Annotated in this window: 19 protein-coding genes; 5 read left to right on the top strand and 14 right to left on the bottom strand. The window is 71.1% G+C overall.

From position 1 onward, the window contains the following. Positions 1–15: 15 nt before the first annotated feature. Entirely contained in the window at positions 16–444 is a 429-nt protein-coding gene (locus tag BY998_RS06215; RefSeq protein WP_110350760.1) for a DUF1810 domain-containing protein, read from the top strand. A 324-nt stretch (positions 445–768) separates the two neighbouring features. On the opposite strand, the gene BY998_RS06210 is transcribed toward BY998_RS06215, so the two are convergent. After that, positions 769–2,388: an EAL domain-containing protein gene (locus BY998_RS06210; protein WP_110350759.1), complete on the bottom strand. Its 1,620-nt coding sequence runs from the start codon at positions 2,386–2,388 to the stop codon at positions 769–771. Between the two features lie 310 nt (positions 2,389–2,698). Continuing rightward, positions 2,699–3,241 (bottom strand): tRNA (N6-threonylcarbamoyladenosine(37)-N6)-methyltransferase TrmO, encoded by a 543-nt coding sequence (gene tsaA / locus BY998_RS06205; protein WP_110350758.1) that lies wholly within the window; start codon positions 3,239–3,241, stop codon positions 2,699–2,701. A 137-nt stretch (positions 3,242–3,378) separates the two neighbouring features. Between tsaA and BY998_RS06200 the strand changes: the two genes are divergently transcribed. Then, positions 3,379–4,866: an AMP nucleosidase gene (locus BY998_RS06200; RefSeq protein WP_110350757.1), complete on the top strand. Its 1,488-nt coding sequence runs from the start codon at positions 3,379–3,381 to the stop codon at positions 4,864–4,866. A 120-nt stretch (positions 4,867–4,986) separates the two neighbouring features. Here BY998_RS06200 and BY998_RS06195 read toward each other — a convergent pair whose 3' ends face one another. The 4 genes from BY998_RS06195 to BY998_RS06180 form a co-directional block, all read right to left on the bottom strand. Beyond that, positions 4,987–5,625, bottom strand: a complete 639-nt coding sequence (locus tag BY998_RS06195; protein ID WP_181425440.1) for an SMI1/KNR4 family protein — start codon at positions 5,623–5,625, stop codon at positions 4,987–4,989. A gap of 100 nt (positions 5,626–5,725) precedes the next feature. Next, complete coding sequence (locus tag BY998_RS06190; protein WP_110350755.1) at positions 5,726–8,194, bottom strand: PBP1A family penicillin-binding protein; 2,469 nt, start codon at positions 8,192–8,194, stop codon at positions 5,726–5,728. Positions 8,195–8,430: 236 nt separating this feature from the next. After that, positions 8,431–9,474, bottom strand: coding sequence for a cytochrome d ubiquinol oxidase subunit II (gene cydB, locus BY998_RS06185; RefSeq protein WP_110350754.1), 1,044 nt, complete (start codon positions 9,472–9,474; stop codon positions 8,431–8,433). Between the two features lie 69 nt (positions 9,475–9,543). Beyond that, positions 9,544–9,867 carry a hypothetical protein gene (locus BY998_RS06180; RefSeq protein WP_110350958.1) on the bottom strand — a complete coding sequence of 108 codons (324 nt, stop codon included), beginning with the start codon at positions 9,865–9,867 and terminating at the stop codon, positions 9,544–9,546. Between the two features lie 395 nt (positions 9,868–10,262). On the opposite strand from BY998_RS06180, the gene BY998_RS06175 reads away from it, so the two are divergent. Genes BY998_RS06175 through BY998_RS06165 form a run of 3 tightly spaced genes read left to right on the top strand, consistent with a single transcriptional unit; the run spans position 10,263 to position 13,426 of the window. Continuing rightward, entirely contained in the window at positions 10,263–12,215 is a 1,953-nt protein-coding gene (locus tag BY998_RS06175; protein WP_110350753.1) for a PAS domain-containing sensor histidine kinase, read from the top strand. Between the two features lie 52 nt (positions 12,216–12,267). Continuing rightward, positions 12,268–13,041 carry a peptidoglycan-binding domain-containing protein gene (locus BY998_RS06170; RefSeq protein WP_110350752.1) on the top strand — a complete coding sequence of 258 codons (774 nt, stop codon included), beginning with the start codon at positions 12,268–12,270 and terminating at the stop codon, positions 13,039–13,041. Positions 13,042–13,084: 43 nt separating this feature from the next. Further along, the gene (locus BY998_RS06165; protein WP_110350957.1) at positions 13,085–13,426 is read left to right on the top strand and encodes a DUF1491 family protein; all 342 of its coding nucleotides are present in this window, start codon (positions 13,085–13,087) and stop codon (positions 13,424–13,426) included. Positions 13,427–13,449: 23 nt separating this feature from the next. On the opposite strand, the gene BY998_RS06160 is transcribed toward BY998_RS06165, so the two are convergent. The 8 genes from BY998_RS06160 to flhA all read right to left on the bottom strand — a co-directional run bounded on the left by BY998_RS06160 (position 13,450) and on the right by flhA (position 20,253). After that, a complete protein-coding gene (locus BY998_RS06160; RefSeq protein ID WP_110350751.1) occupies positions 13,450–14,448 on the bottom strand; it encodes a DUF2336 domain-containing protein in 999 nt (332 codons plus the stop codon). Between the two features lie 99 nt (positions 14,449–14,547). Beyond that, positions 14,548–15,441, bottom strand: a complete 894-nt coding sequence (locus BY998_RS06155; protein ID WP_110350750.1) for a dihydrodipicolinate synthase family protein — start codon at positions 15,439–15,441, stop codon at positions 14,548–14,550. Between the two features lie 176 nt (positions 15,442–15,617). Further along, positions 15,618–16,064, bottom strand: a complete 447-nt coding sequence (locus BY998_RS06150) for a hypothetical protein (protein ID WP_110350749.1) — start codon at positions 16,062–16,064, stop codon at positions 15,618–15,620. A gap of 3 nt (positions 16,065–16,067) precedes the next feature. Continuing rightward, complete coding sequence (locus BY998_RS06145; protein WP_110350748.1) at positions 16,068–16,400, bottom strand: flagellar protein FlgN; 333 nt, start codon at positions 16,398–16,400, stop codon at positions 16,068–16,070. Positions 16,401–16,405: 5 nt separating this feature from the next. After that, positions 16,406–16,888: a rod-binding protein gene (locus tag BY998_RS06140; protein ID WP_110350747.1), complete on the bottom strand. Its 483-nt coding sequence runs from the start codon at positions 16,886–16,888 to the stop codon at positions 16,406–16,408. A 72-nt stretch (positions 16,889–16,960) separates the two neighbouring features. Continuing rightward, the gene (locus BY998_RS06135; protein WP_110350746.1) at positions 16,961–17,371 is read right to left on the bottom strand and encodes a hypothetical protein; all 411 of its coding nucleotides are present in this window, start codon (positions 17,369–17,371) and stop codon (positions 16,961–16,963) included. A gap of 33 nt (positions 17,372–17,404) precedes the next feature. Continuing rightward, entirely contained in the window at positions 17,405–18,175 is a 771-nt protein-coding gene (gene fliR, locus BY998_RS06130; RefSeq protein WP_110350745.1) for a flagellar biosynthesis protein FliR, read from the bottom strand. Continuing rightward, positions 18,172–20,253, bottom strand: a complete 2,082-nt coding sequence (flhA, locus tag BY998_RS06125) for a flagellar biosynthesis protein FlhA (protein ID WP_110350744.1) — start codon at positions 20,251–20,253, stop codon at positions 18,172–18,174. The genes fliR and flhA overlap by 4 nt, the downstream gene beginning before the upstream one ends. Positions 20,254–20,581 lie beyond the last annotated feature (328 nt).

Here is a 20,581-nt window from a genome sequence, read left to right as displayed (position 1 = left end):
ACGGGGGAGAGGGCGATGGACGACGCCGATGCGCTGAACCGCTTTGTCGAAGCCCAGTCGGGCGCCTACGAGCAGGCGCTCACCGAGCTTCGCGAGGGGCGCAAGCGGAGCCACTGGATGTGGTTCGTCTTCCCGCAGATCGCCGGGCTCGGCTCCAGCCCCATGGCCCGGCTTTACGCGATCCGTTCGCTGGCCGAGGCGCGGGCCTATCTCGCCCATCCGCTGCTGGGCGAGCGGCTGCTGACCTGCACCCGCGCCGTGAACGCCTGGGAGGGACGCTCGGCGAACGCGATCTTCGGCGCGCCCGACGACGTGAAGTTCCGCTCCTGCATGACGCTGTTCGGGCGCGCCGACCCCGGCCGGCCGGACTTCGCGCAGGCGCTCGCCGCCTTCTTCGAGGGCCGGCCGGACCCGCTGACCCTGGAGCGGCTCGGCGAGGGGTGATCGCTCCGAATTTCAACGAGGGACGCGTTCGGCGCGACGGTGCGAGAGCGTGCGTTCGATCCGTTGCGGACCCATCGATTACGTGGAGTTTCGCTGCCAAGTCAGAAATTTTGAGAGGAGTTCATCAAATCGGCCGACTGAGCAAGCGCCAAGAAACCGTGTCCTTCCGCGTGCTCGTTGTCGATGCGGCACCAAAGATAGGATCCATCTTTACTAGGGCGTTCCACCATTCCAAAATTTTTAACTCGCCCATTTGGAGGCATGACGCTATTTCGCGCCTCCGATTGACTGTCTGCTCTCTACCCACAAAGGCTCTTCGTAAGGTCAAGCCGATCGTGTCTTCCGCGCCGCCGCTGCGCCGGCCCGGTCGTGGCGGTGCGGGATGCGCACGAGCAGGTCGGCGAGGTCCTGCGGCGGTCGCGCCGGGCTGTAGAGGAAGCCCTGCGCGTTGTCGCAGCGCTTGAGCCGGAGCAGGTCGGCCTGTTCGCGCGTCTCCACACCCTCGGCCGTCACTTCGATCCCGAGGGTTCGGGCGATCACCATGATCGCGTCGATCACGGCCTGGCCCTCGCGCCGGCGTCCGAGATCCCGCACGAAGGCCCGGTCGACCTTGATCTTGTCGACGGGAAAGCGCGTCAGGTAGCTCAGCGAGGAGAAGCCGGTCCCGAAATCGTCGAGTGCGATGCGCACGCCCAGGGCGTGCAGCCGCTCGAGATTGTCGAGGACGGTCGGGGTGCTGCCGAGGAAGACCGACTCCGTGATCTCGATTTCCAGCCGCTCCGGGGCGAGACCGGACCGGGCCAGCGCCGCGCGCACGTCGTCGAGGAAATCGGGCAGGCGCAGATGGGTCGAGGAGATGTTGACCGCGACCCGCACGAGAGCGGGCCAGTTCGCTGCCTCGGTGCAGGCCCGGACGAGGGCCCAGCGTCCGATCTCGACGACGAAGCCGGTGCTTTCGGCGATCGGGATGATCTCGGCCGGCGAGACCGGGCCGTCGCCCGGCCTGACCCAGCGCAGCAGCGCCTCGAAGCCGACGACCCGGCCGTCGCATAGGCTCACCAGCGGCTGGTAGTGGAGCGCCATCTCTCCCGCGGCCAGCGCCGGCCGCATTGCGGCGTCGAGGTCGCGCCGGCGTCGTGCGCGCTGTGCCTGGAGCGCGTCGAAGCTCCGGCCGCCTTCCTCGGCGGACGCGCTCGCCGGCAAGGGCGGCGCCTCGGCGCCGGCCGCAACCTCGTTGATCAGCCGGCCGATGGTCCGGCTCTGGTGCTCGACGCGGACCCGGTCGAGGATGCGCTGGAGGGAGAGGCGGGCCATCCGCGTCACGCTGGTGAGGACGAAGGCCGCGTAGACGGTGAGCAGGATCGCGAGGCTCAGCGCCACCGGCTCGGCGCAGCGGGCGAGCCCGAGGAAGCTCCCCACCACGACGGGAATGGCGAAGAGGTAGGACACCGACAGCAGCGGCCCGAGGGCGTAGGCGTCCGCGATCAGGCCGGCGGCCACCCCCACCACGATGAGGCGCCGGTCGCCGTCCGCCGGGGCGAACAGGACGACGGGCATGGTCGCCCAGGCGAGGCCGAGGGTCAGCGCGAGGGCGTTGGCGAGGCGGATGCCGCGGTCGATGGCGGGCTCGCTCGGTCCCTGGGCGGCGGTCTGCCGGAAGCGCCTCCTGGTGAAGAGGCCCAGGCCGACCAGGGCAGCGATGGCGGCAAGAAGTCCCAGCAGATAGGCCGGCCCCGCGGTGTCCCAGAAGAAGACCGTGAGCAGGAGCGCGGTCGTCAGATGCAGCAGGGCGGAGTAGCCGGCGAGCGTCAGCGTCTCGTCGAGGAGGTCGGTGCGCGCCTGAAATCCGCAGACCTCCGGCAGATCCCGCAGGATGCCGGCACGCCGGAATCTGGCGGGAGAACGGTTCACCCGGGCGGCCCGGATCTCGGCTTCAGCGGCCATGGCAGCCGCAGGCCGCCGGCCCCCCCATCCGGAGCCGCGATCCTCGCGAGGGCCGAGCGGACGCATCCGGGCCGCCGGCCGCACGGCAAAGCAGCGAATGCGGCGCTGCGCCCTCGGGCGTCCGCGATCTCGAGGCCGTCGCAGAATAAGACATGATCACCATCCAGGGTGATCGGTAGATTTAATCCGTGAAGGCTTGCTTAAGCCGATGGGTATCCCCTGGCTCTGGACCGGCCAGATCTGCTGCTGCATCACCTCTGTTGTTCGACCAGCGGTGAAAAAATCTTTTCGATGGATCGACTGATCCAGACTATCCAGCCGACGTTTCCGCTGGGCCCGGAGAAGTACACGCCGCCGCCCGGTCCTGCGTGCCGGCGCGATCGACCCGGGCTCCGGGCCGGCTGTCGGTCGAGGCGTAGTAGGGCTTGATGTCGAGCAACGGCGTCCCGTCGATGCAGTCGAGGCCCCGCACGCTGATGGTTCCGTCGGCCATGCCGAGCCGCTCGACCACCGAGACGGCGATCGGGTTCGGGCGGGCGGGCGAACGCAGGGAGAAGGTGCCGCGGCTGCCCTCGGCGTGGCGCGGCCTCTGGCGTACGAGGTCGCGGGCGGCTTGGTTCATCCAGTAGAGCACGATCAGGTGGGTGGCGCCCTCCACGTTCTGGAGCCCTGGCCGGTAGGGCGCATCGATCTCGAGGGTGCAGACCGCGTCGGTCTGCGTGCCGTTCTTCGGGCATTCGGCGCGGGTTCCCCAGGGCGTGCGCACCCGGCCGATGAAGTAGAGCCCGGCGTCGTAGGCTTCGGGTAGCGGGATCGTCTCCTCGCCCGGCCGCCGCTCGACATCCTCGTTCATCCGCCACCGCTCCCGCTCGCCTGATCCGTCCGCTTGTCGCCGCCGCGCGCCGCCGCCGCAAGGCAGCCCGGCGGGGCGCTTGCTCGTCTCCGGGCCGGCGCCGATGTAGAGATCAGGGCGGTTGCGGGGGAGGATGCATGGTCATCGACGAGTTGCGGCCGATGGAGGCCATCGCCGACGCGGAGAGCGCGGTCGAGCGGCTGGAGGCGTTGCATGCGGGCGCGATCCGCTCACTCCAGGCGGCGCTGACGCGCTATCTCGAGGAGCGGGTTCCGCCCAGCGAGACCGAGCGGCTGCAATTCCGCTATCCCGAACTGCGCCTGACCTACCAGCCGAGCGGGCCGCTGCCGCGGCTGAACCGGGCCACCGCCAAGTTCCAGGCGCCGGGCCTCTACGCCACCACGGTGACCCAGCCGGGCTATTTCCGGGCCTACCTGCTGGAGCAGCTGCGGCCCCTCGTGCGCGATTACGGAGCGAGCATCGAAGTCGGCCTCTCGGCCCAGGAGATCCCCTATCCCTACGTGGTGGAGCCGGGCACCGATCTCGGCGGCAGCGGGGTCAGCGCGAGCGACCTCGCCACGCTGTTTCCGACGCCGCTCCTCTCCGTCGTCGGCGACGAGGTGGCCGACGGGCTCTGGCTCGAAAAGCCGGGCGACCCGCGCCCGCTGGCCCTGTTCGATGGCGTGCGCACCGACTACTCCCTGCGCCGGCTGGTGCATTACACCGGCTCGGATTGGCGCGAGATCCAGCCCTGGATCCTGCTCACCAACTACCATCGCTACGTCGACGGCTTCGTCCGCCACGGGCTGGAGCGGCTGGCGGCGGGGGAGGGGGAGCGGCTCGTCCTGCCCGGCGGCATCGTGGTGTCGCGGGAGGAGGCGGCCTCGGCCGACCCGGCGGCGCTGATCGCCGCCTCGCCCTGGCACAAGTACCAGATGCCGGCCTACCACCTCGTCGGCCACGGCCCGGACGGGGCGCCCCAGGGCACGACGCTCGTCAACATCGGCGTCGGGCCCGCCAACGCCAAGACCATCACCGACCACCTTGCGGTGCTGCGCCCGCATTGCTGGCTCATGGTCGGCCATTGCGGGGGCCTGCGCCAGTCGCAGACCATCGGCGACTATGTGCTCGCCCACGGATACCTGCGCCGCGACCGCATCCTCGACGACCTCGTGCCGCCGGAGATCCCGGTGCCGGCGCTGGCCGAGGTGCAGATCGCCCTGCAATCGGCCGCCGCCTCCGTCACCGGCGAGCGGGCCGACGCCTTGAAGCGCCGCCTGCGCACCGGCACCGTGGTGACCTACGACGACCGCAACTGGGAGCTTCGCTTCAGCCAGGAGCGGCGGCGCATCAACCTCTCGCGGGCCATCGCCGTCGACATGGAGAGCGGCACCATCGCCGCGCAGGGCTACCGCCTGCGGGTGCCCTACGGCACGCTGCTCTGCGTCTCCGACAAGCCGCTTCATGGCGAGATCAAGCTGCCGGGCGCGGCCAACGCCTTCTACGAGCGCGCGGTGGCCGAGCATCTCCGGATCGGGCTCGCCACCCTCGACATGCTGCGCACCGACCGGGCGGGACTGCATTCGCGCAAGCTGAGGAGTTTCGACGAGCCGCCCTTCCGGTAGGATTTTCCCCCGCATCTCTTACGGCGTACCCTCATCGAGGCAGGCGAGCAGCCCGGGATCGGGAGTTTCGCGAGCGGCGCGAAGGCCTGCCGCTTGCGCTCGGCGGAGCGGCATCATGGATCAGGCTGCGGAAGCACGCCCCTCCAGGTCGAAGTACAGGATCGGGCGCTCGCCGCTCGAGCGACCGAAAGCACGCAGCCGCCGGGCGGCATCGGCGAGGAAGTCCGTGATGGAGGGTGCCAGCACCCGGCGCAGGTCTTCGTCGGGGCCGATGACGATCACTTGGCCGATCGTGCCGCCGGGCGCGGGCGCGAGGTCCACGGCGTAGGCGTTTCCGTTGTCATCGGAGAAGGGCAGCCAGCCGGGTCGCCAGTACTCGCGGTGAACAGGGTCATCCCCTCGACGCTGCACATGCGCCTCGCCGTTGAAGCTCTCGTCGAAGTCCGGGCCGCCGCCGTCCCAGATATCCAGCCAGCCCTGATACGTCGTCAGCGCATCCTGCACGGAGAGGAAGCTGTAGGTCCCGAACAAGGGACAGAGGACGCGGCCGGGTGCAGGGTCTGCGATCGTGAAGATGTCCTGCTGGCCGTCGGCCCGCAGCCAGAGCCGGCGCAGGTCGGCGGGCAGGGCAAAGCCGATCCGCGCTTCCGCCGCATCCAGCACCGATGGATCTGCCGGCGGGTTCAGGAAATGGGCAGCAGCGGAGCCGTTCTCGGCGTGCCGATCCAGCCAGCGATCGAAAGCTACGTCGAAATCCACGTCGCCCTCCGGTGATTGCGATAAACCTGCCCGATGAGGCGACCGGCCCGCTCCGCCGCGGTCGATGCCCGGCGTAGGGGCGGGCGAACATCCCGGCTACTCACCGCTCCCGCTGCCACAGCCCCGCGCGCTCGGCCCGGGCCTGATCCTCGGCCTCGATCAGGTCGCTCGGAGCGTCGTCGCTCGCCCGCGCGCCGCCGGCGGTGACGATGAGGGAAGCGAGGTCGTCGCCGTCGAGGCGGCAGCGCGAGGAAGCCGGATCGCCGGAGCAGATGATCTCCCGGCGGCGCAGGTAGCGCGCGAGCTGGCGAGCGAGCGCGCCGCCCTCGCCGACGACGCCGAGGAGGCGCACCGTGCGCCCGCGGATCGTCAGCGTGCCGGTGTCGACGATCTCGGGCACGCCGCGCAGCTCGCCCGCGGCCGGGGCGGGCGGAGGGGGCGCCACGGCGGCGGCGGGGATCGGCTCGGCCCGGGCTGCGGACGGTGCCGGGCGCTTGCGGCCCTTGAGCACCTTCTGCGCCCGCTCGACGAAGTCGTGGAAGACGCGGGCCGGAATGTCGCCGCCGGTCACCTTGTTCATCGGGGCGTTGTCGTCGTTACCGACCCAGACACCGACGATCATGTCCGGTGTCAGCCCGACGAACCACGCGTCGCGGTAATCCTGGCTGGTGCCGGTCTTGCCGCCGACCGCGAGGCCGGAGACGCGCGCGGCCTTGCCGGTCCCGGATTCGACCACGGCCTGGAGCGAGTCGAGCATCATGCTCTGGACCTGCGCATCCATCGCCGCGCCGGGCTTCTGCGCCGGGCGCTGGTAGAGCGGCTGGGCGGTGTTGCCGCGAATGCCGCGCACGAGGAAGGGTTCGACCGGCACGCCGGGGCCGAGCACGCCGGCATAGGCGCGGGTCATCTCCAGGAGCGACACGTCCGCCGAGCCGAGGGCGAGGCTCGGCACCGCGGGCAGGTCCGATTGCACGCCGAGCCGTCGCGCCTCGGCGATGATGGCGGGCACCCCCACCTCCTCGCCGAGCTGGGCGGCGATGGTGTTGACCGAGAGCGCGAAGGCCGAGCGCAGGGGCAGCGCGCCGCGGAAGCGGTTGTTGGAGTTCTGCGGCTCCCACTCGCCGATCTGGGTCGGGCGGTCGACGAGCACGCTGTCGGGGAAGAAGCCCTTGCTGCCGTAGGCCGCGAGGTAGACGAACAGCTTGAACAGCGAGCCGGCCTGCCGCTTGGCCTGGACCGCGCGGTTGAACTGGCTGTCCTCGTAGTCGCGCCCCCCCACCATGGCGAGGATCGCCCCGTCGGGCGCCATCGCGATCAGCGCCCCCTGGCCGACCTTCTTCTTCGTCCCTTCCGCGTCGAGGCGGCGGGCCAGCACGCCCTCGGCGAGGCTTTGTAGGTCGAGGTTGAGGGTCGAGCGCACGGTGACGTCGCCCGTCTCCTGCGTCAGCCGCTTCACGTCGCCGGCCACCGCGTCGAGGAAGTAGTTCGTGCCCGGCGGCGTCTCGGGGGGCGTGTGCAGCGTCAGCTTCTGCGCCCGGGCCTTGTCCGCCTCCGCCTGGCTGATCGCTCCGGTCTCGACCATGGCCTGGAGCACGAGGTCGGCCCGCTCCTTGGCGCCGCCGAAATTGCGGGTCGGGGCGAGCTGCGAGGGCGCGCGCACGAGTCCGGCCAGCATCGCCGCCTCGGCCAGCGTCAGCCCCTGCGCGTCGTGTCCGAAATAGCGCCGGGCCGCCGCATCCGCTCCGTAGGCACCCGCGCCGAAATAGGCGGTGTTGAGGTAGCCGACGAGGATCTCGGGCTTCGAGAGCGTGCTCTCCAGGCGCAGCGCCAGGAACGCTTCCTGGATCTTGCGGCGCAGGGTCTTTTCCTGGCTGAGCGAGGTCAGCCGGGCGTATTGCTGCGTGATGGTCGAGCCGCCCTCGCGCACGCCGCCGCCGGTCGCGTTGCGCCACAGCGCCCGCATCATGCCGCGCAGGTCGATGCCCCAGTGGCTGAAGAAGCGCCGGTCCTCGATCGCGACGATGGCCTGGGCGAGCCGGGGCGGCAGGGTCTTCTCAGTGAGCTTCTCGCCCTGGAAGGCGCCGCGGTTGGCGAAGGATCGGCCGTCCTCGGCCTCCACGACGAGGGCGCGCTGCGTGGCCTCCGGCGCGGCCCCGCCGAGCGGCGGCAGGGTGGCGAAGGCGGTCAAGACGTAGCCCGCGAGGATCACCAGCGGGATGCCGACCAGGGCCGCGAGGCCGAGCAGCCAGGGCCGGCGCCGCCGGACGGCGGATGGGCGATGGTCGGACCGCACGGTCGGGGCGGCCTCGGCGCGCGCGACGGGGTCGACCTGCGGCGCGGCGGTCCCGTCCGGGCGCAGCCGGCCCGCCGCCCGGGCGAGAACCGGCGTGGTCTTGCGCGCGGCGTCGCGGCCGCTGCGCCACGCGCTGCGGCCGGCGCTGCCGGCGAGGCGTCCGAGCTGGCGCGCGAGCAAGGCTGCCGCCCGTGCCGCCTCGCGCGCTGCGGCCCGCGTCTCGGTCCCTTCGCGCGCGCCGCCGCTCTCCGGCCTGTCCGGTCCCTGCGCCGTCATCGCGAGCCGTTCGCCGTCCGTCGGAGATCACGCGTCATGGGCGGACCTTAGCGGAGCGCGGGCCGGCAAGGCTACGCGCGCGAGGACCCCGACCGCGAGGAACGCGACCGGGTGACACGTCGGCCACGCTCCGATCTCGCGTCAGCGCGCGATGGCGCGGATGAAGTAGACGAGTGCCGTGAAGGCGACGAGGCTCAGACCGTAGAGGGCCACGAACCAGAGAACGCGCTTGGCCTTCAATGGTAGCTCGCCGCGTTCGGGTTCTCCTCGATCTTCCCCCGGAAGACCCAGTAGGCGTAGGCCGTGTAGGCCAGCGTCAGCGGCATCACCACGGCGTAGCCGACGAGCGCGAATTGCAGCGCCGAGGTCGCGTTGGCTGCCTCCCAGATCGTGATCTTGGGCGGCACGACGTAGGGGAAGAGGCTGATCGCCAACCCGACGAAACCGAGCAGGAACAGCGCGATCGAGAGGAGGAACGGCGCCACCGTGCGCCCGTCGTCGATCGCCCTGAGGATGCGCCAGCAGACGAAGGCCGTCAGGATCGGCACGGGCGCCACGAACAGGATGTTCGGCCAGGAGAACCAGCGCCACTGGATCTCGAGCCCGAGGAAGGGCACCCAGGCGCTGACGATCGCCATCGAGACGACGGTGCCGGCCAGGAACTGCTTGGCCTTGATCCGCGACCAGATCTCCAATTCGCCCGATGTCTTCATCACGCACCAGGTCGCGCCGAGCAGGCCGTAGCCGCAGACGAGGCCGATGCCGGTCATGACGCTGAAAGGGGTGAGCCAGTCGAAGGTGCCGCCTGCAAAGCCCCGCCCCTCGGTCCGGAAGCCTTGGACGAAGGCGCCGAGCACCATGCCCTGCGCGAAGGTGGCGATCAGCGAACCGTAGTGGAAGGCGTTGTCCCACACGATCTGCGAGCGCTCGGCCTTGAAGCGGAACTCGAAGGCGACGCCGCGGAAGATCAGGGCGATCAGCATCAGGATCAGCGGCAGGTAGAGCGCCGGGAGCAGGATCGCGTAGGCGAGCGAGAAGACCGCGAACAGCCCGCCGCCGCCGAGCACGAGCCACGTCTCGTTGCCGTCCCAGATCGGCGCCACCGAGAGCATCATCCGGTCGCGCCAGTTTCCCGGACGGGCGGCGGTGAAGAGGATGCCGACCCCGAGGTCGAATCCGTCGATGACGACGTACATCGCCACCGCGAGCGCCAGCAGCCCCGCCCAGACCAGCGGCAGCCAGAACGCCAGGCCCTCGTAGGATTCCCCGAAGCCGAACATCGACGCTTCCTCCCGGCCCGCCGCACCCCTTCGTTATAGGGGCGCCGCCTCATGGGGCCAGAACCGCGCTCAGGGCGCGATGGGTCCCCGCCAGGACGGCTTGCGGTCGCTCGCCGAGAGGGTGTCGGCGGAGGGCCGCGGGGTCGCGGTCTGTCCCGCGAGGTGCCGGGCCAGCGCCGCGGTCCCGGCCCGGGTCATGCTCTCCCGCGTTTCGGGCGGCAGCGCCTCGACCAACGCGCCGATCCCGCCGGTGGTGAGGCGGTCCACCGCCTCGAGGGCGAGGCCGCCGGCCGGGAGAGCCTCCGCGCGGTCCGGTGCCCGCCCGTCCTGGCGCAGGGTCGCGAGGTAGGAAAGGACGCCGATCACCAGGGCGGCGCGCAGGAGGAACGACATCGGTCCGGTCTCGCCGAGCTTCGCCCGCCCGGTCATTGGCCGGGCGAGGGTCTAGGATGGTCTGGTCCGGCGATCCTGCCATCCCCGCGACACCGCCGGGTGAACCCGCCGGAGCCAAACGGCGGACGTGGTGAACGAAGACTTGCCGCCTGTCCTTCACCCCTCGCCGCGGCCCCCTCACGCTCTGCGCAGGGCCATGGCGGGCGCCGTCCGGAGCTTGTGAAGAGCGGGGATCGAGGCGGGGCCGGGACCGTTCCGGCGCTCGGGTCCGCGGCAAGCGAGCGACCCTTTTCATCCTCGCTTAAACCGCCTCTGCGACGCTTTCCCTCAAGTTCGAAACAAGCAGTCGAGGGGCGCGGGACACCTGAAGTATCGAAGGTGTCTCCGCGCTGTGCGTGGTGGTGTTGCGTAAAGACGGTGCCCTTGCCTCCCTCTTCGACTCCCGCCTCGCCGGGCTGGTCCATGCCTCCGTGCTGGCCGAGCCGGGCGTGCGCTTCCGCCACGAGCGCTTCCTCGTCTCGCGGCTCGCCACCGGCGCGGTGATGATGGCGGCCCTGCCGCCCTACCTCGTCTGGCGCGGGGTTCCGAGCGGCATCGAGGCCATCGCCATCGCGAGCCTGTTCCTCCCGGTCCTGGCCGCCGTGGTCCTGTCGCGCACGGGCTCCCTCTGGGTCGCCCATGCCCTGTCCTCGGCCGGCCTGACCGGCCTCGTCGTCTGCCTCGCCGCGCTGACCGGCGGCCCGAATTCGGCCGCCGGCATCTGGCTCGTGGCGGTGCCGCTTGAGGCGATGATCTCCGGCTCGCGCCGGGCGACGATCGCCGCCTCGGCCATCGCGGTCGCGGGCGCCTTCGCCGTGGCGCTGAGCGGCTATCTTCCCGTCGGCGCGCTGGCGCTGGATTGGCCCAGCGCGGTCGCCATGCCCGTCTTCGCCGTGACCGCCATCGGCCACATCGCGGCGCAGGCGATGGAGCACATGCGCCGCGAGGGCGAGTGGCGCGCGCGCATGCAGGACAACGAGGCCCGCGACCGCCTTCTGCTCTCGGCCATCGACGACCTCGTGACTTGGCACGACGCCAACGGCCGCGTGCTGGAGGCGAGCGGCTCGGCGGCCCGCTTCGTCGGCGCCGATGCGGGCCGCCTGCGCGGCCACGGCCTGCTCGACCGGGTGCATATCGGCGACCGGCCGGCCCTGCTCCAGGCGATCAGCGACGTGGCCGCCCGCGGCGTGCCCGCGACCGTGCCCTTCCGCCTGCATCTCGACGCGCCCCGCAGTGACGGCACCCGCACGATCTTCGCCGAGATGCGCGCCCACCGGATCCAGGCGGGGCTGGCCGGCGCCAACGGCTCGACCGTGGTCGCCGTGACCCGCGACGTCTCCGAGCACCGCCGCCACGCCCAGGAACTCGACCGCGCCCGCGCCGAGGCCGAGCGCGCCGACGAGATGAAGACCCACTTCCTCGCCACCGTCAGCCACGAGCTGCGCACGCCGCTCAACGCCATCATCGGCTTCTCCGAGGTGCTGGGCGGGGAGGGTGCGGTCGGCCTCTCGCCGGAGCGGGCCCGCGAATATGCGGGCATCATCGCCCAGTCGGGGCGGCACCTGCTCGATGTGGTCAACACGCTGCTCGACATCTCGCGCATCCGCGGCGGCCATTTCGACTTCCAGCCCGAGCCCGTCGACGTCGAGGCGCTGATCCGCAGCTGCTGCGACCTGATGCGGCTCAAGGCCGACGCCTCCGGCGTCACGCTGGTGAGCGCCCCCGTTCCCGCGGGCTGCGGCCTCGTGGCCGATGCCCGCGCCTGCCGGCAGATGCTGATCAATCTGATCTCGAATGCGGTGAAGTTCACGCCCCGCGGCGGGCGCGTCGAGGTTCTGGTGCGCCGGGGCGGGGCCTATCTCGACCTCGTGGTCAGCGACGACGGCATCGGCATCACCGAGGCCGACCTGCCGCGGCTCGGCGATCCCTTCTTCCAGGTCGGCGGCGGTTACGGCCGCAGCCACGAGGGCACGGGTCTCGGCCTGTCGGTGGTGCGCGGCCTGGCCGGCCTGCACGGCGGCGCCGTCTCCGTCGAGAGCGCCCCGGGGCAGGGGACGGCCGTCACCGTGACGCTGCCGCTCGATTGCAGCCGCGCCAAGGGCGCAGCCCCTTCGGGCGCCACGGGCTCGGCCGCGCCGGCCGGCACCGGCAAGGCCGTCGTCCAGCCCGCGCCGATCCGGACGATGGTCCGGCCGGCCGCCGCCTCCGAGCCGGCGCCCGCGCCGATCCGTGTGCCGGTCGGCCTGTTCGATCCCGCCCCCCGCCCAGCCTCGGGCAGCCATGCCGGGCCGATGCGTCGGGCCGGATGAGCCGACCCGTCTCTCGACCCGGAACGTCACGCCACCCGTAAGGAGTTCATGAATGCGCGAGCCGCCCGCCAGACGGGACCAGCGCGAGATCGTCGTCCCCGGCGACATGCGCGTCGCCGGTACCCCCGCTCGCTCGCCGCGTCGCCGGCCCGTCCCGCGCGGCCCCGCCCCCGGGGGCTGGAAGGCCGCGGCGCTGGCGGCGGCCGCGACGGCCGGGCGGTTCTGCCTGCGCCATCCCGGCGGTGTGCTCGGCAGCGCGGCGGGCGCGGCCGCGGCGATCTATGTCTGCGTCAATGCGGTCGGACTCCAGGTTGGGCCGCATCCCGCTCCGATCCTGCCGAGTGTCGAGCCGAAGCCGCTCGCCATGAAGGCGCCTGCCACGCAACGGGACGTTCGCGCGGCCGAAGTGTCGAGGCCGGCGGCCGCTCCGGTGCGGGAGGTGTCCGTCCCGCCCCGCGACCCGATCGCCGAGATGATCCGTTCGGGCGAGACGACCGCCTCCGTCACGCCTAGGGCCGATGCGCGCAGGGCCGAGGCAAGAAGGCCAGAGCCGAAGACGGCCGAGGTGAAACCCGCCGGAAAGCCCGACGCGGCCAAGGTCGATGCTCCGAAGCCGGACCAGGCTGTGATCCGCGTCCAGAGGGCGCTGGCCAAGCTCGGCTATGGCCCGCTCAAGGATGACGGCCTGATGGGGCCGGGCACGAAGGCGGCGATCGAGAAGTTCGAGCGCGACCGCAAGCTGCCGGTCAAGGGCGAGGCCGCCGGGCCGACCCTGCGCGCCCTGACCCGCGAGGTGACGGCCAAGGCCGCCGTCCCGCAGGGCTAAGGCGGCCATCGACGCGGGGATGGCGGGCGCCTATCAACGCCCCATGCCACGTCTCCGCTCGGATTTCTGGGTCTCCGCGCAACTGCGCCGCCTCAATGGCGAGGGCATCCCCGCCGTGCAGCGCCGCCGCGGCTCCGCGGAGGCGGGCGCGATCTTCGTCAAGATCGACCGGCTCGACGGCACGGCCGACCTCTACGGTCCTGCCCCGCAGGCGCTGATCGAGGCGGAGGATTCGGGCGAGCGGCTCTTCAGCCCCATCCTCAGCGCTGCTCCCTCGCCGGATGTCGAGGAGCGGCTGTCCCGCGAGCTGCGCTTCGATTCCGACCTGTGGATCGTCGAGATCGACGACCGCGAGGGCCGGCACGGCCTGCCGCTCGCGGAATAGTCCTCAGCGCCCGCGAGCGCCGGTCAGCTCGTGCGGCGCAGGCGCGACGGGAGCACCGTGCGAAGGCCGCCGCGCTCGCTCGCCGCCACAGCCCCGCGCTTGGCTTCGGGGCCGTGCAGGGGCTGATGCTCTCCGCTCCCCGCCCGCTCCATCACGGAGGCGCCGAGGATCGCGCTGAGCAGGTCGCGGGCGGCAGCGCGGCTGGTCTCGCGGAACAGCGTCACCAGGGAAAAGACCCGGTCGACCGAGCGGGCCACGCTGTCGTTGAGGGTGAGGAAGACGAACACCGCCTCGCCCTCGCGCAGATCCGCCGCGCGCAAGGCCAGGGTCAGAAGGTCGTAGCGGGTGGTCGGGTCGCTGGCGGCCCCGAGATAGTTCGCGGGCAGGCCGAGTCCCTGGCCCAGCGTGGTGATGAAGCCCTGGATGTCCCTGCCGTGCGATTTCTCGACCAGGGTGGTGGCGAGCGCCCGCGGGGCCGGCGGGCAGGGGCGCAGGGCGGCGGTGGCCTCCACGGCCTCCCGGATCGCCCGGCGCTGCTCCGGACCGGCCTGCAGCCAGAGCGGGGCGAGGTCGGCGGGGGGAATGTCGGGACGCGCGAGCAGCGTGGCGCCGAGATCGGCGTCGGTGCGGGCGCGGGCGAGCAGGCGCTCCAGGGCACGCGTCCCGATCAGCGCGCCGGGGTTGGCGGCCAGTGCACGGTCCACCTCGGCCTCCGTCTCGGCCTCTTGCGGCGGGGCGACGGGAAAGCCCCGGGTCGCGAGCGCGGCGCGCACGGCGGGCGGCACGTCGGGGCAGCCGCCGAGCTTGTCGGCGACGATGCGCAGGGTCTCCTCGTCCACCGTGGGGATCAGCCCCGCGGCAAGCGACTCGAAGGCCTGGAGGATGGCGCGGTCGTGGACGGGGGCAGCGAGGAAGAGGTCGGTCTGCACCCGCAGGATCACGGGCTTCAGGTCCAGCGCGGGATCGCGCGAGAGTTCGATGAGGCCGGACAGGTCCGGCGCTTCGGCGACCGATGAGGACATGGCACTTCGATTACGCAGAACTGACAGGCCGCGAGTAGAACGGGTCTGCGTGAATCGACCTTTAAAGGGGTGCCGCCGCCACTGTCCCGCACCGGCCGATCAGGCGGGATCGAGCCCTCTCAGGACCTCGGCCACCCGGTCCTGGACCGGGGGCGGCAGCGGCAGGATCGGCCGCGGCGGATCGGCCCGGCACAGGCCGAGGATGCGTGCGGCCGCATAGGTGACCCGCAGGCTCGAATGCTCCCGGAAGAGATCCCAGAGCGGCTGCATCCGCGCATTCAGCGCCCGCGCCCGGGCGGCCTCGCCCGCCCGGGCCGCCGCCAGGATCGCGAGGCAGGGCTTGGGAAACAGGCCCGCCGCCACGGAATACCAAGCCTCGCCGCCAGCCAGCAGCGCCTCCACTGCGTTCCAGTCCCCGCTGAAGCCGAGCCGAAAGCTCGGAGGCACGGCGCGACGCAGGGCGTCGAGATGATCCGCGACTGCTGCGGCCTCCGGGGCTGGGCTCTTGAGCGCGGCGATGCCGGGGCGAGCCGCGAGCCGGCCGACCAGCGAGGGCGTGAAACGGAAATGCGTGGTGCCGGGATTGTCGTAGATGCACAAGGGCAGGCCGCCCTGCGCCGCGACCGTGGCGAAGTGCTCGAACACCTCCTCGTCGGTCAGCGGCGTGTAGGAGACGGCGGCCAGAAGTCCCGCCGTGGCGCCCGCCGCCCTGGCATCCTGCGCGAGCCGCACGGCCTCGTCGGTGCGCAGCGCCCCGATCCCGACGATGACCGGCACGCGCTCGGCGGCCTCGTCCAGGGCCGCGTCGAGCGCGCGGCGGCGCTCTTCGCGGGAGAGATAGGCGTAGGTGCCAGTGCTTCCGAGGAGCCCGATCGAGTCCACGCCCGCGGTCACCAGCGGGGCGATCAGGGCGCGCAACGCCGCGACATCCACCCGACCTTCGGGGGAGGTCGGGGTGATGGGGAAGGCGGACAATCCGGTGAAGCAGGTCATGGCCGCGGCAGGATGGGCAGGTGCTCGAGAGCGGTCAACGCGGAACCGGGGCACAGTCCTGGCTTTCGACCCGACCCGTCACTGCGGGCGTGAGCGAAGCAGTCGAGCGGAGCGACCAATCCGGTGAGGTCGCGCCCTGGATCGCTTCGGCTTCGCCTCGCGATGACGGCGTACGCCTACGAGCGCACCTCGCGCTTGGCCACGAAGTTCAGCTCGTCCACCAGCACGTCCTTCACCACGTCGGAGCCGAGGCGCTCGTTCACCTTGGTCCGAATCTGGGCGAGGCGGCCATTGATGTCGTAGCGGGCGAGCTTGCGGAAATCGATTGCGGTGTCGCCGTAGATCTGGCGGAAGGCCTCGTCGACGACGAAGGCGTTGGGCGCGACGGGCAGCGTGTGCATCAGCTTGGCGTCCGCCGTGAAGACCAGTACGGCGACGACGTAGCCCTGCACCTTGCCCTCGGCGACCATCGGAATATTGATGGGAGCGAGCTTCTGATATTGCAGCCCTTCGAGATAGGGCTCGGTCGACTTGGTGAAGAAGCCGCCGCCGAACGTCACCGCCGCGTAGCAGGAGATGATGGTGACGGCGCAGATCCACAGGCCGCTGAAGAGGACGCGCATCGCTCAGTCCCGTCCGGCACGCGCGGAATAGGTGCCGTCGGATTCGGCGGCCTGAAGGCTCGCCTGCAGCGTTTCGCCGACCTCCTCCACCGCCCGCAGGTGCAGGGCGACGGCCTCCTGGTTGCGGATCAGCTTGTCCCGCAGGCGGGCGAGCACGATGCCGGTCTCGGCGTCGAGGCTCGCGGGATCGATGCCGCGGGCAAGCCGGGTGAGTTCCAGCAGGCTCCGGCTCTTGGCCCGGTTGACCGCGTCGAGATCGAGGGCAGCGTTGGCCGCCAGAGCCTCGGTCTCGGCCTCGACCGTGGCTTCCAACCGCTTCAGGGAGTCGAGCAGCATCGGGATCAGACCTTGCTCGCCACGCCGGTGGCCGCGGGCGCCGCCGAGGGTGACACCGTCGCCCCCTCGGTGCGCGCGCCGCTCAGCATTCGGGCGATGCCGATGCCGCCGGTCTTCGCGATCTGCTGGCCGATCTGCTCGGAGAGCATCGACTTCCAGATGCCGCCGGCATTGCCCTTGCCGAACACGGTCTCGGCCTTGGGCAGCATCGCCTCGACGAATTGCTGGATCACCTGGCCCTCGAACTTGCGATAGGGGTCGGCGGCGGCGGTGCGGGCGGTGTCGTTCTTCAGGCCCGTCAATGTCCCGTGCACGTCGAGCGGCAGATGCGTGCCGAGGCCCGCCTCGCGGGCCGCCTCGTCCGCGGCGCTGGCGAAGGCGGCCGGGTCGCCGGGCCGCGACAGCTTGGCCGCTGCCTCTTGGTAGCGGGCCGGATCGGCGGCGCGAGCCACGTCCATGACGATGTCGGAAGGGGGGGTGATGCTCATCGGGCCATCGAACCTGACGCGGCGCAGGACACCGCGCCGCCAGAAGATCGGCCGGACCCTAGCCCCGCTGGCTTACGGGAGGCTTGCGTCGCGCGCCTGCGCGAGGCCGTCGAGCCGCTCCATCGCCTCGACCCGCTCGCGCTCGCGGCCGAGCGAGGTTTCGATCCGCTCGGCGCTCAATTCCGCGCGCTTGAGCGCGAGGCCCTGCTCGCGCACCGCGTCAGTTTGGGCCACGGTGATGCGTTCGAGTTCGGTCGCCCGGGCGGCGAGCCCCCGCAGGCGGCGGTTGGCGGCTTCGAGGAAGAGGTGGCCGTGGGCGGAGGATCCGACGGAGGCGAGCAGTGCGGCCCGATCCGCCTCCACGGCCTCGGCATCGCGCCGGGTCTGGGCGAGCTGCCACTCGGCGGCGCGGCGCATCTGCTCCTGCACGGCGGTGAGCCGTTCGGCCCGCTTGAGGCGTTTGGCGAGGTCGGCGGCGGACACGCGATCTCAGTCCTTCCCTAGCCCTTGCCTTCCCTAGCCCTTGCGCAGCCAGGCGAGGTAGCCGGTCAGGAACTGCGTCATGAACTCGCTCGACAGGGTGTAGAGCAGGATCAGCGCACCGAACATCACGAAGGGCGTGGCGACGAAGTAGACGGGGATCGTCGGGGTGAGCTTGTTCACGAAGCCGGAGGCGAGGTTCACCGCCACGGCGTAGATGATGAAGGGCGCCGCGATCCGGAGCGAGAGCGTGAAGGCCTCGCCGATCTGGTCGGCGATGCGCACCAGCGCCGTCTGCGTGCCGAAGCCGTCGCCGGGCGGGATGCGTCCGTAGGAATCGACGAGCCCGCGCAGCAATTCCCAGTGCAGGTCGGCGGCGAACATCAGCGCCACCACGCTGAACACGATCAGCGACTCGATCGCGGGCAGCGCCTCGGTGCCCTCGACCGGCGTGCCCGGCATCGAGCCGAAACCGACCATGGTCGAGACCGCGTTCATCACCGTCTCCAAGACGAAGACGAAGATGCGCCCGAGCAGGCCGATGAGCAGCCCCGTCACCGTCTCGCTGCCGATCCAGACCAGGGTCTCCGTCGGCGCCTGCCCGGGCAGCCGGCCCTGGAACAGCGGCAGCAGCAGCGGCGTGACGGCCAGCGACACCCCGCCCGCGATGAGCAGGCGCACCTGGGCCGGCACGCGGGGGCTGGAGAAGCCGGGCACGATCAGGAGGCATCCGCCGATGCGGCAGAAGATCAGGAAGGTCGCCAGGAAGGCGTCGCCGCCCAGCAGGCTCCCGAAGCCCGGGATCACGAGATGGTGCCCAGCGACTTGATCTCGACGCCGCGGGCGATCTCCAGATGCGAGAGGACGGGCAGCGTCGGGAACATCCGCTCGATGATCATCCGCACGTAGGGCCGGGCATCGGGGGCGGTGACGAGGGCGAAGCCGTGGACCTGCCGCATCCGCTCGCGGATCGCCTCGCCGGCTTCCGAGCCGAACTGCTCCACGAGGCGCGGGTCGATGTCGAACTCGATGACCTCGCCCTTGGCGTCGCGCTTCAGGCTCTGGTGGAAGGTGAGGTCCCAGTTGGCGCCGAGGCGCAGCACGTGCAGCACCCCGTCCTCGGCCAGATCGCCACAGATCTGCTGGGCGACGCGCATGCGCACGTGCTCGGCGATCTGCTCGGCGCGGCGGGCATGGGGCGTGATCTCGGCCACGGCCTCCAGGATCAGGTGCAGGTTGCGGATCGAGACCCGCTCGGAGAGCAGGAGCTTCAGGACCGCCTGGAGGCCCGAATGCGAGATCTGCGAGGGGCAGATCTCGTCGATGAGCCGCTTGTATTCGGGGTCGAGCCGGTCGAGCAGCGCCCGCATGTCCTTGTAGGAGAGGAACTGGGGCAGGTTGTTGCGGATCACCTCGGAGAGGTGGGTCAGCAGCACCGAGGCGCCGTCGATCGCCTCGAAGCCGGAGCGGCGCACCTCGCCGGCATAGGCATCGACGATCCAGAGCGCCCGCATGCCGAAGGCGGGCTCGCGCACCTCCTCGGCCGGCACGTCGGGGCGGGGCCCGTCGCCGACGACGACGAGCAGCTCGCCCGGCCGCATCTCCTGGGTCGCGGCCACGGTGCCGTGGATGCGGATCTGGTAGGTCTTGGGCGGCAGGTTGAGGCTGTCGGTGAGCTTGATGTCGGGCACGACGAAGCCGTACTGGCGCGCAAACTTGCGACGCATCTTGGCGACGCGATGGTGCAGCTCGGCATGGCTGCCCTGGATCTGCGCGGCGACCTGACGGCCGAGGCAGAGTTCGATCTCCGGCGTGCGCAACTGCTCCTTGACCGAATCCTTGACCTCCGTCTGCTTGGCCTCCTCCTCGCGGCGGGCCTTCGCGGCAACGAGGGCGGCCTGCGCGGCGCGGCGCTTCGGGATGGTGATCGCCACGAAACCCATCAGACCGGCCAGGGCGACGAAGGGCAGGAAGGGCAGGCCGGGCACGAGGGCGAACATCAGCATCAGCGCGGCGGCCACGATCAGAGCGCGGGGATAGGCGCTGAGCTGGCCGAGCACCGCCTCTTCCGCCGCGCCGCGGGTGCCGCCCTTGGAGACGAGGAGGCCGGCCGCGAGCGAGACGATCAGCGCCGGGATCTGCGAGACGAGGCCGTCGCCGACCGAAAGCTTGACGAAGACGTCCGCGGCCTGCCCGAGCGGCATGCCGTGGCGGGTCGTGCCGATGATGACACCGCCGAACACGTTGACGGCGATGACGATGAGCGAGGCCACCGCCTCGCCGCGCACGAATTTCGAGGCGCCGTCCATCGAGCCGAAGAAGGCGCTCTCCTCCTCCAGCTCCCGGCGGCGGCGCTGGGCCTCCTTGTCGTCGATCAGCCCGGCATTGAGATCGGCGTCGATCGCCATCTGCTTGCCGGGGATGGCGTCGAGGGTGAAGCGGGCGCCCACCTCGGCGATGCGGGTCGCGCCCTTGGTGATGACGAGGAAGTTGACCGTGATCAGGATCATGAAGACGACGATTCCGATCACGAAATCGCCGCTCATCACGAATTGCGAGAAGCCCTGGATGACGTGGCCGGCGGCATCCACGCCCTTCTGGCCGTTGGCCAGGATCAGGCGCGTGGTGGCGATGCCGAGTGCGAGCCGCAGCAGCGTCGCGATCAGTAGAACGGTCGGAAAGGCGGAGAATTCGAGCGGCTTCTGAATCCAGAGCGCCACCATCAGGATCAGCACCGAGAGCGCGATCGAGAAGGCCAGCCCGATATCGATCAGCACCGCCGGCACCGGCAGGAACAGCACCGCCAGGATCGCGACGATGCCCGCGGCGAAGCCGAAATCCCGCCGCGACCGCTTTTCCAGGACGAGCGCTTCGCTCACCGCCATGACGTGAACCGATTCCCTCAAGGTCGGGGCGGTTCTGGCCGACAAAGCTTGCGCGGGGATGGCCGCTGCGCGCCGGCTCCATGCGACGGGAGTGTGAAGGAAGCGGTTGCGGCCCTGCGGTTTTCCGGGATCGTTCACCGGAATTCACAGGCGGGGGCCGCATGGCAGGGCCTCGAATCCCGGGCTGCGCACGGGCGCCCGTGCTGCTAAAGTCTTTTCCGTCGAAGCTTTTGTCCTTCCCAAGGTCGGGGCTTTCGCGCGGGGCCGGGCGGCCAAGTCTCGACAGCTTCCTCCGTCCGGTCCCAACCGCGGCTTCCCGCGCGGCGCG

This window comes from Methylobacterium sp. B4 (genome assembly GCF_003201865.1).
In the GTDB taxonomy this organism is placed as follows: domain Bacteria; phylum Pseudomonadota; class Alphaproteobacteria; order Rhizobiales; family Beijerinckiaceae; genus Methylobacterium.
This window is presented reverse-complemented; position numbering and strand designations above follow the sequence as displayed.